General features: G+C 76.5%; 11 protein-coding genes. 5 read left to right on the top strand and 6 right to left on the bottom strand.

Annotated elements, in window-relative coordinates:
* Positions 1–6 precede the first annotated feature (6 nt).
* From ACWGB8_RS20085 to ACWGB8_RS20075, 3 genes are all read right to left on the bottom strand, one after another.
* Positions 7–861, bottom strand: a complete 855-nt coding sequence (locus tag ACWGB8_RS20085) for a hypothetical protein (protein WP_452214868.1) — start codon at positions 859–861, stop codon at positions 7–9.
* Entirely contained in the window at positions 851–1,369 is a 519-nt protein-coding gene (locus ACWGB8_RS20080) for a SigE family RNA polymerase sigma factor (protein ID WP_452214867.1), read from the bottom strand. Before ACWGB8_RS20080 ends, ACWGB8_RS20085 begins: the two co-directional genes overlap by 11 nt.
* A 398-nt stretch (positions 1,370–1,767) precedes the next feature.
* The gene (locus ACWGB8_RS20075; RefSeq protein WP_452214866.1) at positions 1,768–3,291 is read right to left on the bottom strand and encodes a M1 family metallopeptidase; all 1,524 of its coding nucleotides are present in this window, start codon (positions 3,289–3,291) and stop codon (positions 1,768–1,770) included.
* 368 nt (positions 3,292–3,659) lie between these two features.
* On the opposite strand from ACWGB8_RS20075, the gene ACWGB8_RS20070 reads away from it, so the two are divergent.
* Positions 3,660–4,649, top strand: a complete 990-nt coding sequence (locus ACWGB8_RS20070) for a carbohydrate kinase family protein (protein ID WP_452214865.1) — start codon at positions 3,660–3,662, stop codon at positions 4,647–4,649.
* Here ACWGB8_RS20070 and ACWGB8_RS20065 read toward each other — a convergent pair.
* Positions 4,628–5,170, bottom strand: a complete 543-nt coding sequence (locus tag ACWGB8_RS20065) for a hypothetical protein (RefSeq protein WP_452214864.1) — start codon at positions 5,168–5,170, stop codon at positions 4,628–4,630. The two genes, ACWGB8_RS20070 and ACWGB8_RS20065, sit on opposite strands and share 22 nt — an antisense overlap.
* 51 nt (positions 5,171–5,221) lie before the next feature.
* Complete coding sequence (locus ACWGB8_RS20060; RefSeq protein WP_452214863.1) at positions 5,222–5,737, bottom strand: GNAT family N-acetyltransferase; 516 nt, start codon at positions 5,735–5,737, stop codon at positions 5,222–5,224.
* Positions 5,738–5,920: 183 nt separating this feature from the next.
* Between ACWGB8_RS20060 and ACWGB8_RS20055 the strand changes: the two genes are divergently transcribed.
* A complete protein-coding gene (locus ACWGB8_RS20055; protein ID WP_452214862.1) occupies positions 5,921–6,913 on the top strand; it encodes a polysaccharide deacetylase family protein in 993 nt (330 codons plus the stop codon).
* Between the two features lie 45 nt (positions 6,914–6,958).
* Here ACWGB8_RS20055 and ACWGB8_RS20050 read toward each other — a convergent pair whose 3' ends face one another.
* The gene (locus tag ACWGB8_RS20050) at positions 6,959–7,387 is read right to left on the bottom strand and encodes a YchJ family protein (RefSeq protein ID WP_452214861.1); all 429 of its coding nucleotides are present in this window, start codon (positions 7,385–7,387) and stop codon (positions 6,959–6,961) included.
* Between the two features lie 166 nt (positions 7,388–7,553).
* Between ACWGB8_RS20050 and ACWGB8_RS20045 the strand changes: the two genes are divergently transcribed.
* From ACWGB8_RS20045 to ACWGB8_RS20035, 3 genes are all read left to right on the top strand, one after another.
* Positions 7,554–8,300 (top strand): DUF4328 domain-containing protein, encoded by a 747-nt coding sequence (locus ACWGB8_RS20045; protein WP_452214860.1) that lies wholly within the window; start codon positions 7,554–7,556, stop codon positions 8,298–8,300.
* A gap of 414 nt (positions 8,301–8,714) precedes the next feature.
* Positions 8,715–13,640 carry an amino acid adenylation domain-containing protein gene (locus ACWGB8_RS20040; protein WP_452214859.1) on the top strand — a complete coding sequence of 1,642 codons (4,926 nt, stop codon included), beginning with the start codon at positions 8,715–8,717 and terminating at the stop codon, positions 13,638–13,640.
* A complete protein-coding gene (locus ACWGB8_RS20035; protein ID WP_452214858.1) occupies positions 13,637–19,153 on the top strand; it encodes an amino acid adenylation domain-containing protein in 5,517 nt (1,838 codons plus the stop codon). Before ACWGB8_RS20040 ends, ACWGB8_RS20035 begins: the two co-directional genes overlap by 4 nt.
* The last annotated feature ends 41 nt before the right edge of the window (positions 19,154–19,194 follow it).

Here is a 19,194-nt window from a genome sequence, read left to right as displayed (position 1 = left end):
GGCGGCTCAGGGCCCGCTGCTGGGGGCGCCGGGGCCGGTCGGGTCCGTCGGGGACGGCGTGGCGACCTCCGGCTCGGAGGCGGGTAGCAGCGAGTCCAGCAGTGCCTGGACCTGGGCCACGGTCGCCGGGCTCGGGTCGTTCAGGCAGGCCTCCACCCGGACGGGCGCCTTGACCGGGAGGTCGGTGCGCTCGCCCCGCAGGAAGCGGGTGCCGCGGTGCAGGGCGCAGCTCTTGTCGACCGGCAGCTCGGTCATCACCCCCGGTCGGAGGGGCGCCGGGGTGTCCCCGATGATCCGGCCGGGGTCGACGCGGACGGAGACCAGGACGCCGTCCTCGGCCAGCGGCCCGGCGCCGCTCTCGGCCAGCGGCGCGGCCGAGGCGCAGAGTGCGTCGAGCGGTGGCGAGCAGGCGGCTTTGTCCGAGAGCGGCTGGCTGGCGAGGTAGAGGGTGGTGCGCGAGTCGTCCCACCCCGCCCGCAGCGTCCGGTACCAGTCGACGGGCACGGCGACCGTCAGGTTCAGGTCGGGGAACCGGATGGACCGGGTGGGCGTCGGCGGGACGGCGGTCTCGGTCGCGGAGGGTGCCGCGGCCGGGACCGAGCGGAGCGCACCCGGGGGAGGCCCCGGAGCGGTCGCCGGGGCCGAGGCGAGCACCGCCGCGGCCAGGCCGGCGGTGAGCCCGCCGGTCAGGGCCGCGGTCCGGCGGCGCCGGCGGGTGCGGTCGGCGCGGGCCAGGACGCGGTCCATCCGGTCGTCGGGCGCGGGCAGTTCGGGGGCGGCGCGGTGCAGCAGGACGCGCAGCTCCTGCTCCAGCCCGCCGTCGTCGGCCCACGGCCGGTCGTCGAAGGGGTCACCGGTCACGGTGTCCACCGCCGTAGGCCGGTTCCGGGGCGGGCAGCCTGCCGCGCAGGGTCTGCAAGGCCCGGAAGGTCTGGCTCTTGACCGTCCCGCTGCTGCAGCCGAGGGTCTCCGCCGTCTCCTCGACGCTGAGGTCCTCGAAGAAGCGCAGCACCACCACGGCCCGCTGACGGGGCGGCAGGGAGCGCACGGCGTCGGCCACCACCTGTCCCACCACCAGTTCCTCGAACGGGTCCGAGGGCGAGGCCTGCTCCGGCAGCTCGCCGTGCGGCAGTTCCCCGCTCCACCGCCGGCGCCACCAGGAGACGTGGGAGTTCACCAGGACCTTGCGGACGTACGCCTCGGGCCGGTCGATCGAGATCCGGTCCCACTTCGGCCAGACCTTGGCCAGCGCCGTCTGCAGCAGGTCCTCGGCGAGGTGCGGGTCGCCGGTCAGCAGCCAGGCCATGCGCAGCAGGCGCGGGCTGCGGGCGGCGACGAACTCCTCGAAGTCCGGTGTCGCGTCCCTCATCCTGCCGCCCCCGCCATGGTGTTCCCGTCGGTCGTGTCGTTCTCACGGCAGCTGAACGCGATGGGAGACCGAACGGGTTGCCTGCCGACGGGAGGGAATTCTCCCAGGCGGCGCGGACGGCGGTGCGGCGGGGCCGGGGCGAACGGGGAGGACCGCGAGGTTCCGGAGAAACGGGTCCGGGAGAGTGGACGGCCCGCGAGCCGGCCGGGACTCGGCCGGGCGGCGGGCGGGCCGTGGGGACCACGATCCCCCCGCCCGGCCCGGCCGCGCAGCGGCGCGTCGGCGGCGCCCCGGCGCACGGTCGGGGCGCGCCGGGGCGTACGGGCGGTCGGGGCCGGGGCGTACGGGTGGTCGGGGCAGCCGACGGGCCCGCGGGGACGTCGGCGGCCCCGCCGGTGTCAGAGCGTGCCGCTGCCGCGCGGTGCGCTGCCCGTTCCGCGGCCGACCTGCGCGGCCGGCGGCACGGCGTCGACCGTCCAGTCCGGGTGGCCCGGCATCGCCGGGGTCCGCTCGCCGTACAGCCAGTCCGTCAGGAACCCGTGCAGGTCCTCGCCGGACTCCGCCGAGGCGATCCGCACGAAGTCGGCGGTGGAGGCGGTGTCGTGCCGGTGCAGCCGCAGGAACGCCCGCTCGATCCGCTCGAAGGCCGCCGCCCCGACCCGCTCGCGCAGCGCGTACAGCACCAGCGCCCCGCCCGTGTAGCGCTGGGTGTCGAAGAGGGTGGCCGCGGTCGGCAGGGCGACCGGGCCGGAGCTGCGCCGCCACTGGTCGCCCTTGGCGTACACGTCGCGCATCCGCTGCTCCATCGTGGTGAATCCCGCCGAGTCCGCCCAGCCGCGCTCGTAGCGGTACAGCAGGCCGTAGTAGTCGGCGTGGCCCTCGTTCAGCCAGAGGTCCGCCCAGGCGGCGGGCGTGACGCTGTTGCCGAACCACGAGTGCACCAGCTCGTGCATCATGTGCGAGCCGATCTGCGACTCCGGCTTCAGCAGGAAGTTCGGCTTGTAGATCGTCAGGGTCTGCGTCTCCAGCCCCGTGAAGTCGAAGGCCTGCGGATCGTCGGTGTCGGCCGGCATCAGCCCGTACGTCTCGAACGGGTACGGGCCGAGCCGCTGCTCCGCCCACTCCAGTTGGCCGGGCGTCAGGGCGAGGGCCGGCTCCAGGGCCTCGGCGCGCGCGACCGGGACGACGTCGCGCAGCCGCAGCCCGTGCGGGCCGGTGCGCTCCCGCACGGTGTACGAGCCGACCGACACCTGCACCAGCTCCGTCGCCATCGGCTCGGCCGCACCGTACCGGCGGGTGGTCAGCCCGCCCGCGTCGCGGTCCGTCGAGGTGAGCGTGCCGTTGGCGACCCCGTGCAGGGCGTCCGGCGCCGTCACCGCGACGGTGAACCTGGCCTTGTCGCTCGGGTGGTCGTTGCACGGGAAGACCCGGTGCGCGCCGTCCGGCTGGGCGGCCACCGCGAAGCCGTCCGGGGTCGGCACCCAGCCCGCCCGGCCCGGGGCGGCCGCCGGGTCCGCGGTGTAGCCCACCGACACCACCAGCGGCGCGCCCCGCGGCACCCGCGCGGCCGGGACGACCCGCAGCTTCTCCCCGTGCTCCTCGAACCGGGCCGGCCGCCCGTCCACCTCCACCCGGTGCACGGCGAGCCCGGCCGCGTCCAGCTCCACCGCGTCCAGCTCGGTCAGCGCCCGGGCGGTGAGCACGGTGGTGGCGTCGACCGTCCGCGAATCGGGCCGGTAGGTGAAGGAGAGGTCGTAGGAGACCGCGTCGTAGTCCGGGCTGCCGAGCGCGGGGTACACCGGGTCGCCCAGACCGACCGGGGCGGCTGCGGTGGCGGGCGGCGTCAGCGCGGTGAGGCAGAGCAGCACCGAGGAGAGCGCGAGGGCGGGGCTGGAACAGGGCCTGGGCAGGGGGATCACCACTTCCGTGCATGCGGCGGCTACGTTTCTGTGACCGTCCGGGCACGGATCGTAGCCGAAGCCCCGGGCGATCCGGGCCCGGACGGTGCCGCGTCCGGCGACACGCGGGGCCTCCCCCGGACGGCCCACGGTGGTGGCGCACCGGCCGCGGGCTGCCATAACGTCGGAAGCGCCTCGCCCCCTGACGGGCGGGCACACGGCCGTCGGAGAACCTGGCCAGGTCCGGCGGCCGTACTCATGCCCGCACGCGGCTGCCGGCGGGGGCGTTCTAGGCTGGGACCTCCTGGCCACCGACCCGGGGGAGCCGCCGTGCCCGAGGACCGCTTCGCGGATGTACCCGCCGACCGCTGCGCGGCTGCGGAGCTCCGCCCGTGAGCGCCGTGGTGCACCGGCCGGCGGGCGGCCCGGCCCGGATCCTGGTGGTCGGCGAGTGCGTGGCCGACATCCTCCCCGGCGCGGACGGCACGGAACGGGCGCACCCCGGCGGCAGCCCCGCCAACGTCGCGTACGGGCTGGCACGGCTCGGCCTGCCCACCACGCTGCTCACCCAGCTCGGCGGCGACCCGTACGGGCGGCTCGTCCGGGCTCACCTGGAGCGGCCCGGCGTCGTCGTGAACGCCGAACCGGTGCAGCGGACGCCCTCCGCCCGGGTACGGCTCGACGAGCACGGCCGCGCCAGGTACGCCTTCGACATCGCCTGGACGCTGACCGGCGGCGCCGCGGCCGGCGCCCTCCGCGCGGCCGGCCGGCCGGACCACCTGCACCTCGGCTCGATCGGCGCCGTCACCGAGCCCGGCGCGGCGGCCGTCCTCGCCCTGGCCGAACGGCTCCGCGGCAGCGCCCTGATCAGCTACGACCCCAACGTCCGGCCCGCGCTGATGGGCGAGCGGGCCGAGGCCGTGCGCCGCGTCGAGCGGTGCGTGGCGCTCAGCGACCTGGTCAAGGCCAGCGACGAGGACTGCGCCTGGCTACACACCGGGCAGGCCCCGGAGGCGGTCGCCGAACGCTGGCTGGACCTCGGCGCCCGCGCCGTGGTCGTCACCCGCGGCGCGGACGGCGCCTTCGCGGTCACCCCCGAGGGGCGGACCGCGGTGCCGGCCGTACCGGCGGACGTGGCCGACACCGTCGGCGCCGGGGACGCCTTCATGGCGGCCCTGCTGCGGGCGCTCCACGCGGACGGGCCGGTGCGGGCCTGCCCGACCGACCCGCAGCAACTGGGGCAGGCCCTGGCCGAGGCCGCCACCGCCGCCGCCCTCACCGTCGCCCGGGCCGGTGCCAACCCGCCGGACGCCGCCGAACTCCGGGCGGCCCTGGCGGCGGCTGCTCCCGCCGGCCCCGGTCATCCGGCCGCACGGGTGTAGGGCAGGCAGCGTTCGGCGTCCGGGAAGCACATCTGCAGGCTCTCCCCGGCGGCGCCGACCTCGATGCTGCCCGCCTGGACGCCGTAGAAGCACTTGCCGCCGGTGAGCGCGAGGGAGAGGATCTGCCCCTCGTAGCGCGGGCCGGCGCCGCTCACCACGACGGACGCGGCGGGGACGTCCGGACCGTACTCGTGCGCGCACCCGGCCGGATCGGTGCCGCGGGCCTCCTGCTCGGTCCAGATCACCTGGTACCGGTCGGCGCCGGCCGGGACGACCCGGGCGTAGAAGCCGGAGGCGTTGGCGGTGCCGACGAAGCTCCCCTCGGGCGACCCGGGCGACCCGGGGGAGGCGGAGGCAGTGGGGGCGGCCGGGGAGGTGGCGGCCGGGGAGGGCGTGCCGGTGGCGGAGCCGTCGTCCTCCCCGCAGGAGACCGCGAGGGCCGCGAGCGCGACGGCCGAGGCGAGTGCGAGGCCGGCCGGCCGTCCTCGCGGGCCGCGTGCAGGGTCCGTACGGAGCGTCACGGTGATCACCTCCCGCAGTCCCACGATAAGCCGGACCGCGGGCCGCCGCCGTCAGAGCGACTTGCCGTACCAGATCTCGGCGTACGGGCTCCGGCCGTAGGCGGGGATCTCCCGGTAGCCGTGGCGGACGTACAGGGCACGGGCCTCGACCAGGTCGAGCCGGGTGTCGAGGACGATCCGCCGGGCACCCAGCCCGCGCGCGGCGGCCTCGACGGCGGCCATCAGCTGCCCGCCGCCGCCGGTGCCCCGGGCGGCGGGCCGCACGAAGACCCGGGTCAGCTCGACGGTGTCGGCGTCGAGGAGGCGCAGCCCGGCGCAGGACAGCGGGCGGCCGTCGTGATGCCCGATCAGGAACAGCCCGGTCGGCGGCGCGAGGTCGTCACTCGGCGCATCCGCGAGGCCGGTCTCGATCTCCTCGGCGGTCCCGTCCCGCCCGAGGTGCAACCGGTACCACCGGTTGGCGACGTCGGTGAAGTACTCCCGCAGCAGCGCCTCCGCCTCCTCCGAGGCGACCTCGGCCGCCTCGACCCGCCACAGCTGGGCGCCCTGCGGCGCAGTGATCGACATTCCCCCATTCTGCGGCCCCGCGACCGGCCCGCGCACCACATTATTCGGCATCGTCCGAGGTGGCAGGGGTAGGCCGGGCGGGTGAGGGGCGGGGGGTGGGGGGATTGGGTGCGGGGAGGGGTGGGGGAGCAGTGGGGAATGGCCACATCATCAGATCGTCGTACTAATGCTGGGATCGGGGCGGTGCTCGGCCTCTCCGCGCTGCTCTCCGGTTGTGCCGCCGGCCCCGCGCCCGCCCCGGCGCCGTCCGCGCTGCCGGCCGCCACCGCGGCAACCCCGGGCGCGGGGACTCCGAACGCCGCAACCCCGGCCGCGGCGACCTCGGCCGCCCGGACCGCGGAGGCCGCCGACCGGGACGCGCCCCGGCCCCCCGCGGTGCCGCTGACGCTGCCCGGGCTGGCGCGGCTGGAGGAGGAGAGCAGCAGCGAGGCGGTCGCCCGCCGGCAGGCGGCCGCGCGGACGGCCCGGGCCGCGGCGCAGAAGTGGGGACTGGCCCAGGTGCCGCTGACGGCGCCCGCGCGCCCGGCGGTCAGGGCGCCGCTGGAGCGGGCCCCGGAGGGCACCCAGGGCGTGAAGCGCACCCCGGGGCTGCCGCCGGTGGTGTACCGGGTGCCGACCGACGAGAAGGTGGTGTTCCTGACGGTCGACGACGGTGCCGAGAAGGACCCCGAGTTCATCCGCATGGTGCACGAACTGGGCATCCCGATCAGCTCGTTCGTCGCCGACTACCTGGCCCGCGCCGACTACGGCTACTTCCGCGACCTGGCCGCCAACGGCGATGCGGTGAACAACCACAGCGTCAACCACCGCAACCTCAAGCTGCTCGGCTACGAGCAGCAGCGCGAGGAGATCTGCGGCCAGCAGGACCGGATCGAGCGGGCGGTCGGCGTCCGCCCCCGGCTGTTCCGGCCGCCGTACGGCGAGTACAACGAGGACACCCTGCGGGCCGCGGCCTCCTGCGGGATCGAGGCCGTGCCGCTCTGGAACGAGGAGGCGTTCCCGGACCGGCTCGACTACCGCCAACTGGACCGCCGACTGCACCCGGGCGACATCGTCCTCACCCACTTCCGTGGCCCGGACCTGTGGAACGGCACCATGACGGACCTGCTGCGCCGGGTGCTCGACGAGGTGACCGCCCAGGGCTTCGCCCTCGCCCGGCTCGACGACTACCTCTGAGCACCGGCGGCGAGTACCGTGCGGCCCTCGTCTACCGGCCCCCGGCTACCCGCCGATCGCCTCGTGGTAGACCCAGGCGCCGCCGTCCCGCAGGAAGCGGCTGTTCTCGGCGAGGACGCCCTCCTCGCGCCCCTCGCGCCAGTGCGCCCGGAAGGCGACCGTGCCCTCGCTGTGGAACGGACCGCCCTCGGTGGCGCCCAGCACCTCCAGGCGCACCCAGTGCAGCGCGGGGTCGAGGTCGAGGGAGGCCGGGCGGGTGTCCGGGTGCCAGCTGCGCAGCAGGTAGGCGGCGTCCCGGACGGCGAAGGCGCTGAACCGGGAGCGCATCAGCTGCTCGGCGGTGGTGGCCGCCGCCTCGCCCCGGTGGAGCCGCGCGCAGCACTGCCCGTACGCGGCGGGCAGCCCGCAGGGGCAGGGCGAGGCGTCGGTGACGGCGGGGGCGGTCGGGGCGGCGGGGGTGCGGCGTCGGGACATGCGCCCATTCTCCCCCCGCCGCGGGGGCGGTCCCGACCGGATGGACGGGCGGGGTGGGGACGGGCGGTGGCGGGGTGCCGGTGCGCCCGTAGGATGCGGCGGACCCGGGGTCGGGCCCGGGAGTGTGCGAGGGGGCGCAGTGGTGCTGTGTGGGGAGTGTGCGGGGTTGCGGTGGAGCGCGGCGGCGGACGGGCCGTGCCCGGCCTGTGCCGACGGCTACCGGTCGCCGGAGTCGCCGGCCACCGTGGTGTCGGTGCTGCTGGCGGGGTGCGGGCTGCTGGCGGTGGCGCAGCTGCTGACCGGTCTGTGGGGGCTGCGCGCGTACGGTGACGTGCCGCCGGCGCAGGTGGCGGCGGTGTACGGGCTGGGGGACGACTTCTTCATGGTGTCGGCCGTGCTGGGTGCGGTCGCGGTGGCGGTCCTGGTGGCGACGGGCGTGGGGTTCCTGGTCTGGCTGCACCGGGTGCGCCGCAACGCCGAGTGGTTCGCGCCGGACAGGCACCGGCTGCGCCGCGGCTGGGTGGTGGGGGCGTGGCTGACGCCGGTGGTGCACCTGTGGTTCCCGTGGCGGCTGGTGGCCGACTGCTGGCGGGGGAGTGCGCCGCTCGGGGCGGACGGTGTGCGGCAGGTGCTGTCGCTGCGCCCGGTGACGTGGTGGTGGGTGGTGTGGGTCGGCTCGCAGGCGGTGTCGGTGGGCGGCGGTGTGCTGGCCTCGGACCGCGGCCTCGCGGACCTGCCGGCCTTCCGCGCGGCCGTGCTGGCGAATCTGGTGGCGGACGGGCTGACGGTCGTCGCGGCCGTGCTGGCGCTGCTGCTCGTGCGTCGGCTGACCGCGCTGCAGGTGGCCCGGGCGGGCGCCGGCGCGGTCGGGTCGGGCGCGGGGAGGCCCGGTGCGGTGCCCGTCGGCGGCTGAGGCCGTCCGGGGCGGATTCCGCCGGCGGTGACGTGCAGGTACGTTTCCGGCCACCGCCGTGTGCGTACTCACCCCGGTGTGTGCGCACTACGTGGAGGCACAATGTGCGCCAAGAATTGTTCGGCGCATGACAGTTCGTCATGTACACATCGATTGACCCGCAGGCTGTGCCCCTGAACGTACTGCCGACCCGTCGAAATGTCACTGCTGCTGACGGTCCGTGAGAAATCCCCGACGAATTGTCACGCAAGCGTGCCGATGAGCGGTCACCATGGCGTGATCTTTCCGGCATATCGAACGTGTAGTGGAATTGTGCTGGCGATTCGAAGGTCTTTACCCCACCATCTCCGAGGGCACACCGCCCCGTCCCCCACCGGCCACAAGCCGGTGAAGTGGCATCCCTCAGGAGAGTTGATGACATCGACCGGACTTCCTCCGCTGGATCCCGCAGCGCCCCTCGCACAGCTGGTGGCAGCGCAGGCCCGACGGACTCCGGACGGCACCGCCGTGATCGACGGCCAGCGGCACCTGACCTACCGTGAACTGATCGCGGCCGTGGACGCCCTGGCCGGCCGGCTGGCCGCCGCGGGCGTCCGGGCGGAGACCCTGGTCGGCGTCTGCCTGCCGCGTACGGCGGAGCTGGTGGTCGCGGTCCTCGCGGTGCTGCGCGCGGGCGGCGCGTACGTCCCGCTGGACCCGGCCTACCCGCGCGACCGGCTGGAGCTGGTGATCGGCGACGCCGACGCCCCCGTCGTGATCACCGACCGCGCCCGCCGCCACCTGCTGGACGGGTCCGCCGCCACCCTGCTGGACGTCGACGGGACGGGCCAGAGCGCCGACCCGGCGCCCGCGGGCGGCGACGACCCGCTCGCCTACGTGCTGTACACCTCCGGCTCCACCGGCCGGCCGAAGGGCGTCGCCGTCACCCAGCGCGGCGTCAACGCGATGCTCCGCTGGGCCGCGCGGACCTACCGGCCGGCCGACCTGCGGCGGGTGCTGTTCGGCACCTCGGTCTGCTTCGACATCTCGGTGTACGAGCTGTTCCTCCCGCTCGCCGTCGGCGGCGCCGTGGTCGTGGCCGAGAACGTCCTGGCCCTGCCCGACCTGCCGGCCCGCGACGAGGTCACCCTGGTCAACACCGTGCCCAGCGCCATGGCGGCCCTGCTGCGCGGCGACGGCCTTCCCGGCGGCGGGGGTCTGCCGGGCGGCGTCCGGGTGGTCAACCTCGCCGGGGAGACGCTGCCGCGCCGGCTCGCCGACCAGGTGTACGCCCAGCCGCAGGTCGAACGGCTCTACAACCTGTACGGGCCCACCGAGGACACCGTCTACTCCACCTGGTCGCTGGTCGGCCGCGACGAACCCGGCGAGCCGCTGATCGGCCGCCCGCTGGCCGGCACCACCGGGTACGTGCTGGACGAGCACCGGGCCGCCGTCCCGGACGGCGGCATCGGCGAGCTGTACCTGGCCGGCGAGGGGCTGGCCCGCGGCTACCACGGGCGGCCCGACCTCACCGCCGAACGCTTCGTCACCGTCGCCGGGGAGCGCTGCTACCGCACCGGCGACCTGGTGCGCCGGCTGCCCGACGGGCAGCTGGAGTACCACGGCCGGGTCGACCACCAGGTGAAGGTGCGCGGCTTCCGGGTCGAGCTCGGCGAGATCGAGGCCGTCCTGGCCGGCCACCCGGCCGTCGAGTCGGCCGCCGCGGTCGTCCAGCAGGACGCCGCCGGCGACTACCTCGCCGCCTTCGTCCAGCCCGCGGCCGGCGCCGGCACCCCGGACCCGGCCGAACTGCGCGCCCACTGCGCCACCGCCCTGCCCGGGTACATGGTGCCGCTCGCCGTCGGCGTGCTGGAGCGGCTGCCGCTCACCCCGAACGGCAAGACCGACCGCAAGGCGCTGCCGCCGGTCGCCCGCAGCCGGGCCGCCGGCGAGGTGTACACCGCGCCGCGCACCCCCGTCGAGGAGCGGATCGCCGGGCTCTGGCGCCAGGTGCTCGGCGTCGAGCGGGTCGGCGTGCACGACGTCTTCCTCGACCTCGGCGGCCACTCCCTGCTGGCCGGGGCGGTACTCGCCCGGATCGAGCGCGAGTTCGCCACCCGGGTGCCGCTCGGCGAGTTCTTCGCCGCACCGACCGTCGCCGCGCTGGCCCGCCGGGTCGCCGACGGCGGCGGGGGCCGCCGCTCCGTCGAGCCGCCCCGCCGCGAGCCCGCCCTGCCCGCGCTGGCGAGCGAGTTCCAGCGCGAACTGTGGCTGCACGAGACCGTCCACCCCGGCACCGCGCTCTACAACGTGCCGCTGCACATCCGGGCCACCGGCGCGCTCGACCCCGCCGCGCTCGGCCGCGCCCTCACCGCGGTGGTCGCCCGCCACGAGGTGCTGCGCACCGCGCTGACCGGCCGCGACGGCGACCTGCACGCCGAGGTCCGCCCGCCGTACACCGTGGACGTCCCGGTGGTCGACCTCACCGGGCCCGGCGCGGGCGCCGACGGGCCGCGCCCGGACGCCGTGCTGCGCACCGAGGCCGCCCGCCCGCTGGACCTCGCCGCCGGCCGGCTGGTCCGTGCGCTGGCCCTGCGCACCGGGCCCCGGCGGCACGAGCTGCTGATCACCGTCCACCACGCCGCGATCGACGGCTGGGCCACCGGGCTGTTCCTCGGCGAACTCGCCGCCGCCTACCGGGGCGACGAACTCCCCGCCCCGGAGCTGCAGTTCTCCGACGTCGCACGCTGGGAGCAGCGCGCCAACACCGCCGCCCGCGCGGACGCGCTGCGCTGGGGCGAGCGGCTGCGCGGCCTCGACCTCGACCAGCACCTGCCCGGCGACCGCCCGCACCCGGACCCGCACGACGTGACCGGCCGGCGGATCGCCCGCCCGCTCGACCCGGACCTGGTCCGCACCGTCGAGCGCTGGGCCGCCCAGGAGGGCGCCAGCCTCTACATGGCGGTGCTGGCCGCACTCGGCGGGGTGCTGCACCGCTGCACCGGGCGCACCGACCTCGCCGTGGTCAGCCCCTTCGCGGTCCGCCCGGACCCCGCGCTGGAGCAGGTCCTCGGGGCGCTGATCAACACCGTCGCCCTGCGGTGGGAGGTGGCCGGCGGCGACACCTTCCGCGCACTGGTCGCCCGGGTCAGGCCCCTGGTGCTGGAGGCGGCCGAGCACGCCGGACTGCCGTTCCTGGAACACGTCCGCCGGCTCGGGACGCCTCCCGGACTGACCGCCTCGCCGGTCTCCCAGGTCCTGCTGGCGGTCCAGAACCACCCCGCCGCCGCCGTCGAACTCCCCGGACTCACCCTGGAGTTCGTCGCCGAGGCGTGCAACGGCACGGCCAAGACCGACCTCTCGCTGTTCGTCGAGTTCCCGGCCGACGGGCCGCTGCTCTCCGCCGAGTACCGCACCGCCCGCTACGACGAGGAGTCCGTCCGGGCCGTCCTCGACCAGCTGCTCGCCCTGCTCGCCCGCGCCGTCGCCGAACCCGACCGCCCGCTGGCCGAGTTGGCGATGCTCCCGGCCACCGGACCGGCCACCGGCCCGGAGGCCGAGCTGCCCGACGCCCGGCTGCACGAACTGGTCGCCGCGCAGGCCGCCCGCACCCCGCAGGCGGTCGCCGTCTCGGCCGCCGACGGCACCCTGAGCTACGCCGAACTCGACGCCGCCGCGCGCCGGTTGGCCCGGGAACTACGCGCCCGCGGGGCCGGCCCCGGCCGCCTGGTCGGAGTGGCCGTCCGGCGCGGCCGACTGCTGCCCGTCGCCCTGCTCGGCGTGCTGCACAGCGGCGCCGGCTACCTGCCGGTCGACCCCGACCAGCCGACCGCCCGCAACCGGGACGTGCTGGACGACGCCGGCGCCGCCCTGCTGGTCGGCGACCGCGCCACCGCCGGGACGGACCTGTTCCACGGCCGTACCGCCGTCCTGGTCGACGGACCCGGCACCGCCGCCGAACCGGTGGGCGAGGACGGGCCGGTCGCGGTCGGCCCGGAGGACCCGGCCTACCTGCTCTACACCTCCGGCTCCACCGGCCGCCCCAAGGGCGTCGCCGTGCCGCACCGGGCGATCGTCAACTTCCTCACCTCGATGGGCCGCGAACCCGGCCTCACCGAACGCGACGTGGTGGCCGCGGTCACCACCGTCACCTTCGACATCGCAGGCCTGGAACTCTGGCTGCCGCTGGTCACCGGCGCCCGGGTGGAGATCGCCGACCGGGCCACCGCCACCGACGGCCGCGCCCTCGCCGACTGGCTCGCCGAGCGCGCCGTGACCGTCCTCCAGGCCACCCCCGCCACCTGGCGGATGCTGCTGGAGGCCGACTGGCCGGGGCTCCCGGGACTGACCGCCCTGTGCGGCGGCGAGGCCCTGACCGCCGACCTCGCCCGGGCCCTGCTCGACCGCACCGGGCAGCTGTGGAACCTCTACGGCCCCACCGAGACCACCGTCTGGTCCACCGCCCAGCGGGTCGACGCCGAACTGGCCGCCCTCGGCGGGGTGGTCGCCCTCGGCACCCCGATCGCCAACACCCGCCTCCACCTGCTGGACGCCTCCGGGCAGCCCGTCCCGGTCAACGGCATCGGCGAACTGTGCATCGCCGGCGCGGGCGTCGCGCTCGGCTACCACGGGCGGCCCGACCTCACCGCCGAACGGTTCGTCCCCGAGCCCGGCCGCCCCGACGGCGCGCCCATGTACCGCACCGGCGACCTCGCCTGCCGCCGCCGCGACGGCCGGCTGGAGTACCACGGCCGGACCGACGCCCAGGTCAAACTGCGCGGCTTCCGGATCGAACTCGGCGAGGTCGAGGCCGCCCTGGCCGCCGCACCCGGCGTCACCGCGGCCGCCGCCCGGCTCGTCGAGACCCCGGCCGGGCCCGTCCTCGCCGGCTACACCGTCGGCCCGGCCGGCGAGGACGGGCTGCGCGCCCACCTCGCCGCGCGGCTGCCCGACTGGATGGTGCCCGCCACCCTCGTCCCGCTGGACGCGCTGCCGCTGACACCCGCCGGGAAGGTCGACCGCGCCGCCCTGCCCGCCCCGCGCAGCGGCGGCGCCGGCGCCCCGCCCGAGGGCGACTGCGAGGAACTGCTCGCCGAACTCTGGCAGGAGGTCCTCGGCCGGCCGCAGGTCTCCCGGCACGACGACTTCTTCGCACTCGGCGGCCAGTCCCTGCTGGCCACCCGGCTCGGCGCGCGCATCCGCGACACCTTCGCCCTCGACCTGCCGATGCGGACGGTCTTCGAGGCGCGCACCCTGGCCGCCATGGCCCGCCGCATCGAGGACCGCCTGCTCGCCGAACTCGACGCACTCGACGACACCGCCGACCTGGCGGACGACGCACTCACGGGGGAAACCGCATGACCGACCGACCCGCCGCCGACGGCGGCACGGCACCCGACCCGGCGGCGAGACGGCAGGAGCTGCTGCGCCGCCGCCTCGCCCAGGCCCGCGCCGCCAAGGACGCCCGGACCACCGCCGCACCCGCCGCGCACGCCGTCGCACCCCGCCCCGCCGGCACCCCGGCGCCGCTCTCCTCCGCCCAGCGCCGGATGTGGTTCCTCGCCCAGTACGAACCCGACAGCGCCGCCTACCACATACCGCTCGCCCTGCACCTGCGCGGCGCGCTCGACCCGGCCGTCCTGGCGGCCGCGCTCGCCGACGTGGCCGAACGCCACGAGGTGCTGCGCACCGCCTACCCGACCGTGGACGGCGAGGTCCGCCCCACCCTGCTCGACGGGCCGCCGACCGCCCTCGCCACCGCCGCCGCGGCACCCGCGGAGGCCGAGGAATGGCTCGACCGGGAGGCCCGCCGGCCGTTCGACCTCGCCACCGAGCCGCCGCTGCGCGCCGCCCTGCTGCGCACCGGTGAGGACACCGCCGTCCTCAGCCTGGTCCTGCACCACATCGCCGCCGACGGCTCGTCGATCGGCGTGCTCTTCGACGACCTGGCGACCGCCTGGGCGGCCCGCCGGGAGGGCCGGGCGCCGCAGTACCCGCCGCTCGCCGTCCAGTACGCGGACGTCGCCCACTGGCAGCAGACCGCGCTCGCCGCGGAGCTCGACCGCCAGGAGGCGTGGTGGCAGGAGCGGCTGCGGGGTGCCGCCGCCACCGTCACCGTGCCCGCCGACCGGCCCAGGCCCGCGGTGGCCGCCACCCGCGGCGAGCGGATCACCCTCGGGCTGGGCGAGGGGCGCAGCCGCCGGATCCGCGCCCTCGCCGAGACCGCCGGCAGCACCGTCTACATGGTGCTGCTCGCCGCCCTGCAGACCGTGCTCGCCCGGTACACCGGCTCCGCGGACGTGGTCGTCGGCACCCCGGTCGCCGGGCGGACCCGCACCGAGACCGAGCCGCTGGTCGGCTGCTTCGTCAACACCCTGGCGATGCGCACCGACCTGTCCGGCGACCCGACGGTCCGCCGGCTACTGGACCGGGTGCGGGACACCGCGCTCGGGGCGTTCGCCCACCAGGACCTGCCGTTCGAGCGGCTGATCGACGCCCTCGGCCTCGAGCGCGAACTCGCCCACACCCCGCTCTTCCAGGTCATGCTGAACGTCCAGAACCAGGCCGCGGCGGCCCCCGCGCTGGCCGGGCTGGCCGTGGACTACCGGCCCGGCGGGGCGGTCGCCGCCAAGTTCGACCTGTCGGTCACCGTGGTCGACCAGGGCGGCGAGCTGACCGCCGACCTGGTCCGGCGCGCCGACCTCTACGACGAGGCCACCGTACGGCGGCTGTTCGGCCACCTCACCACCGTGCTGGACGCGATGGCCGCCGACCCCGACCGCCCGCTCGCCGACCTCCCGCTGCTCACCGCGGCCGAGGAGGCCGAGCTCGCCGCCCGGACCGGGAGCGCCCGCGACTGGGACCTCGGCGGCACCCTGCACGGCCTGGTCGAGGAGCAGGCCCGGCGCACCCCCGACGCGCCGGCCGTCCACGGCCCCGACGCCGTCCTGAGCTACGCCGAACTCGACCACCGGGCCAACGCCCTGGCCCACCGGCTGCGGGCGCTCGGGGTCGGCCCGGACCGGCCGGTCGGCCTGCTGGCCGAGCGCTCGGCCGCCCTCGTCGTCGGCATGCTCGGCATCCTCAAGGCCGGCGGGGCCTACCTGCCGCTCGACCCGGCCTACCCCGACGACCGGGTCCGCGCCCTGCTCGCCGCGGCCGGGGCCGCCGCCGTGGTCACCACCGCCGACCTGGCCGGACGGGTCGACGGCCCGCCCGCGGTGCTCGTCACCGACGCCACCGCCGCCGAGCCGCCCGCCGTCGACGTCCGGCCCGAGCACCTCTGCTACGTCCTCTTCACGTCCGGCTCCACCGGCGCGCCCAAGGCCGTCGCCGTGGAGCACCGCAACTACCGCAACTATCTGCACGGCCTGGGCGAACGCCTGGGCCCCGGCCGGGACGGCTGGAACTGGGCGCTGGTCTCCACCTTCGCCGCCGACCTCGGCACCACCAACGTGTTCGCCGCGCTCACCGGCGGCGGCTGCCTGCACCTGCTCACCCGCGACGCGGCGACCGACCCGGAGGCGTTCGCCGGGTACCTCGCCGCGCACCGCATCGACGCGGTCAAGCTGGTGCCCAGCCACCTGGAGGGCCTGGCCGCGCACGGCGGCCGACTGGCGGCGGTCCTGCCCCGGCACCTGCTGATCTGCGCCGGCGAGGCGCTCCGGCCCGACCTGGTGGCCCGGATCCGCGCCGCCCGCCCCGACCTGCTGCTGCACAACCATTACGGGCCCACCGAGACCACCGTCTCGATGCTCGGCGCGGAGGTCCCCGCCGACCTCGGCGACGCCGCCACCGCCCCGCTCGGCCTGCCCTTCGGCAACGTCGGCGCCCACGTCCTGGACGCCCGGCGCCGGCCCGTCCCGGTCGGCGTGCCCGGCGAGCTGTACGTCTCCGGGGGCGGCGTCGCCCGCGGCTACCTCGGCCGCGAGGACCTCACCGCCGAGCGCTTCACCACGGTGGCCGGGCGGCGCGCCTACCGCACCGGCGACCTGGTGCGCCGGCGCCCCGACGGCGCCCTGGAGTTCCTCGGCCGGATCGACCACCAGGTCAAGATCCGCGGGTTCCGGGTCGAGACCGGCGAGATCGAGGCCGAGCTGACCAACCGCCCGGACATCCGCGAGGCCGTGGTGACCACCCGCGGCGAGGGCGCCGCCCGCAGCCTGGTCGGCTACGTGGTGCCCGCGGCCGGACCGGTCGACCCGGCCGCACTGCGGGCCGCCCTGCGCGAGCGGCTGCCCGACTACCTGGTGCCCGCCGCGCTGGTCGTCCTGGACGCGCTGCCGCTGAACGCCAACGGCAAGGTCGACCGGGCCGCCCTGCCCGAACCCGCCGACCGGCCGGCCACCGGCGGCGGCGACCCGACCGGCCCCACCGAGGAGGCGGTGGCCGCCGCCTACCGGCAGGTCCTGGGCCTCGGCGGGGTCGGCGCCGCCGACGACTTCTTCGCCCTCGGCGGGGACTCCTTCTCCGCCGTGCACACCGTTCGCCTGATCGGCCGCGGCCTCTCGGTGATCGACCTGTTCCAGCGGCCCACCGTCCGCGACCTCGCGGCCCTGATCGACGCCCGGGCCGGCGCCGCCCCCGAGGACGGCCCGCGCCGGCTGCTGCACCGGCTCACCCGCGTCAGCGCCCCCGCCGAGGTCAGCGTGGTCTGCGTCCCGTACGGCGGCGGCAGCCCGATCACCTTCCAGCCGCTCGCCGACGCCCTGCCGGCCGGCCACCGGCTCTACGCCGTCGAACTGCCCGGCCACGACCCGAGCCGGCCCGACGACGAACTCGCCGGACTCGACGCGCTCGCCGACCGCCTCACCGAGGAGATCACCGCCCGCATCGAAGGACCCGTGCTGCTGTACGGGCACTGTCTCGGCGGCGCGCTCGCCACCGCCCTCGGCTCGCGGCTGGAGGCGGCCGGCGCCGACCTGCGCGGCGTCGCCCTCGGCGGCACCTTCCCCGCCGCCCGGCTGCCCGGACGGTTCGCCGACTGGCTCGCCCGGCGCCTGCCCGGCGACCGGATGCTCTCCGACCGCTCCTACCTCGACTACCTGCGCGCCATGGGCGGCTTCACCGACGTCTACGACCCGCAGGAGCAGGACTTCCTGGTCCGGGCGCTGCGCCACGACGTCCGGCAGGCCGAGGACTTCTACACCCGCGCGTACGGCGACGCGCGCCCCGCACCGCTGGCCGCGCCGATCCTCTGCGTGGTCGGGGAGAAGGACCGCGCCACCCAGCTCTACCAGGAGCGCCACGCGGAGTGGCAGCACTTCGGCGACCGGGTCGACCTCGCCGTCGTCCCGCGCGCCGGGCACTACTTCCTCAAGCACCAGGCGGGCGAACTCGCGGGCATCATCACCGAGTTCGCCGCCACCGGGGCGGTCGCCGCGGAGGTCGCCGACAAGCGGCAGGCGGCCGGCGCAGACCTCGCCACCTTCGGCACGGTGGCCGTCGGGCAGTTCGTGTCGATGATCGGGACCAGCCTGTCCACCTTCGCCCTGGGCGTCTGGGTGTACCAACGGACCGGCTCCGCCCTCGACTTCGCGCTGATCTCGATGGTCGCGGTGCTGCCCGCGGTGCTGCTGCTGCCGATCGCCGGGGCGCTCGCCGACCGGGTCGACCGGCGCCGGATCATGATCGTCACGGACAGCACCGCCGCGGTGGGCATGCTGGCCGTCGGTGCCCTGCACTGGGCCGGTGGCCTCCAGGTCTGGCACATCTACGTGGTCGCCGCGGTCGGCGCGGTCTGCTCCGCCTTCCAGCGCCCCGCCTACCTCGCCGCGATCACCCAGCTGGTACCGAAACGCTACCTCGGCCAGGCCAACGGCCTCGCCCAACTCGGCACCGGGGCAGGGGACATGCTGGCCGTCCTCGGCGGCGGCGTGCTGGTCTCGCTGGTCGGCCTGCACGGCGTGGTGCTGTTCGACACCGCGACCTTCCTGATCGGCGTCACCGCGCTGCTGGCGGTGCGCTTCCCCGACGCCATGTTCGACCGGCAGGAGGAGCCGCTGCTGCGCGAGGTCGTCACCGGCTGGCGCTACATCGCCCGCCGGCACAGCCTGGTCGCCATGGTGGTCTTCTTCGCCGTGTTCAACTACCTCTTCGCGGTGGCCACCGTCCTCGTCACCCCGATGGTGCTGGCGAGCGGCAGCGCCGTGCAGCTCGGCGCCGTCACCGCGCTCGGCGGCCTGGGCGCGATGGCCGGCGCCCTGGTGATGGCCCTGTGGGGCGGCACCCGGCGACGCACCGTCGGCATGATCGGCTTCACCTCGGTGGTCGGCGTCGCCGCCGTGCTGGCCGGCAGCCGCCCGCAGCCCGCGGTGGTCGCCGGCGGCCTCTTCCTGCTCTGGGCCGCCCTGATGATCCTCAACTCGCACTGGATGGCCCTCATCCAGACCAAGGTCGGGATGGAGCTCCAGGGCCGGGTGCTCGCCACCAACCAGATGCTCGCCATGTCGATGATGCCGCTCGGCTTCCTCACCGCAGGGCCGCTCTCCGACCGGGTCTTCGAACCGCTGATGCGGCCCGGCGGGGCGCTCGCCGACTCGGCCGGCCTCGTCCTCGGCACCGGACCCGGCCGCGGCGCCGGACTGCTGCTCGTCCTCACCGGCGGCGTCCTCGCCGTCTGGGGCCTGCTCGGCCTCGCCTACCGCCCGCTGCGGCTGCTGGAGGACCTGCTGCCCGACGCCCTGCCCGACGCCGAGATCGGCGACAAGGACGCCATCCAGGCCGAGGCCGACCGGCTGCTCGACGCCCGCCGGGACGGCCCGCGGCCCACCGGACGCCGCGGCGCCGGACCGGCCCGCGGCCGCGGCCCCGAACCGCTGGAGGACACCGCCGAACCGCGCGTCCCGGCCGGCGTCGGCCGGCCCGCCGCCTGACCCGCCCCCCCCGGGGCGCCCCACCGCCGCGCGGGGACACC

Source organism: Kitasatospora sp. NPDC054939, assembly GCF_053610105.1.
The sequence above is the reverse complement of the archived record's forward strand: the minus strand, read 5'-3'. Positions and strand labels throughout refer to the sequence as shown.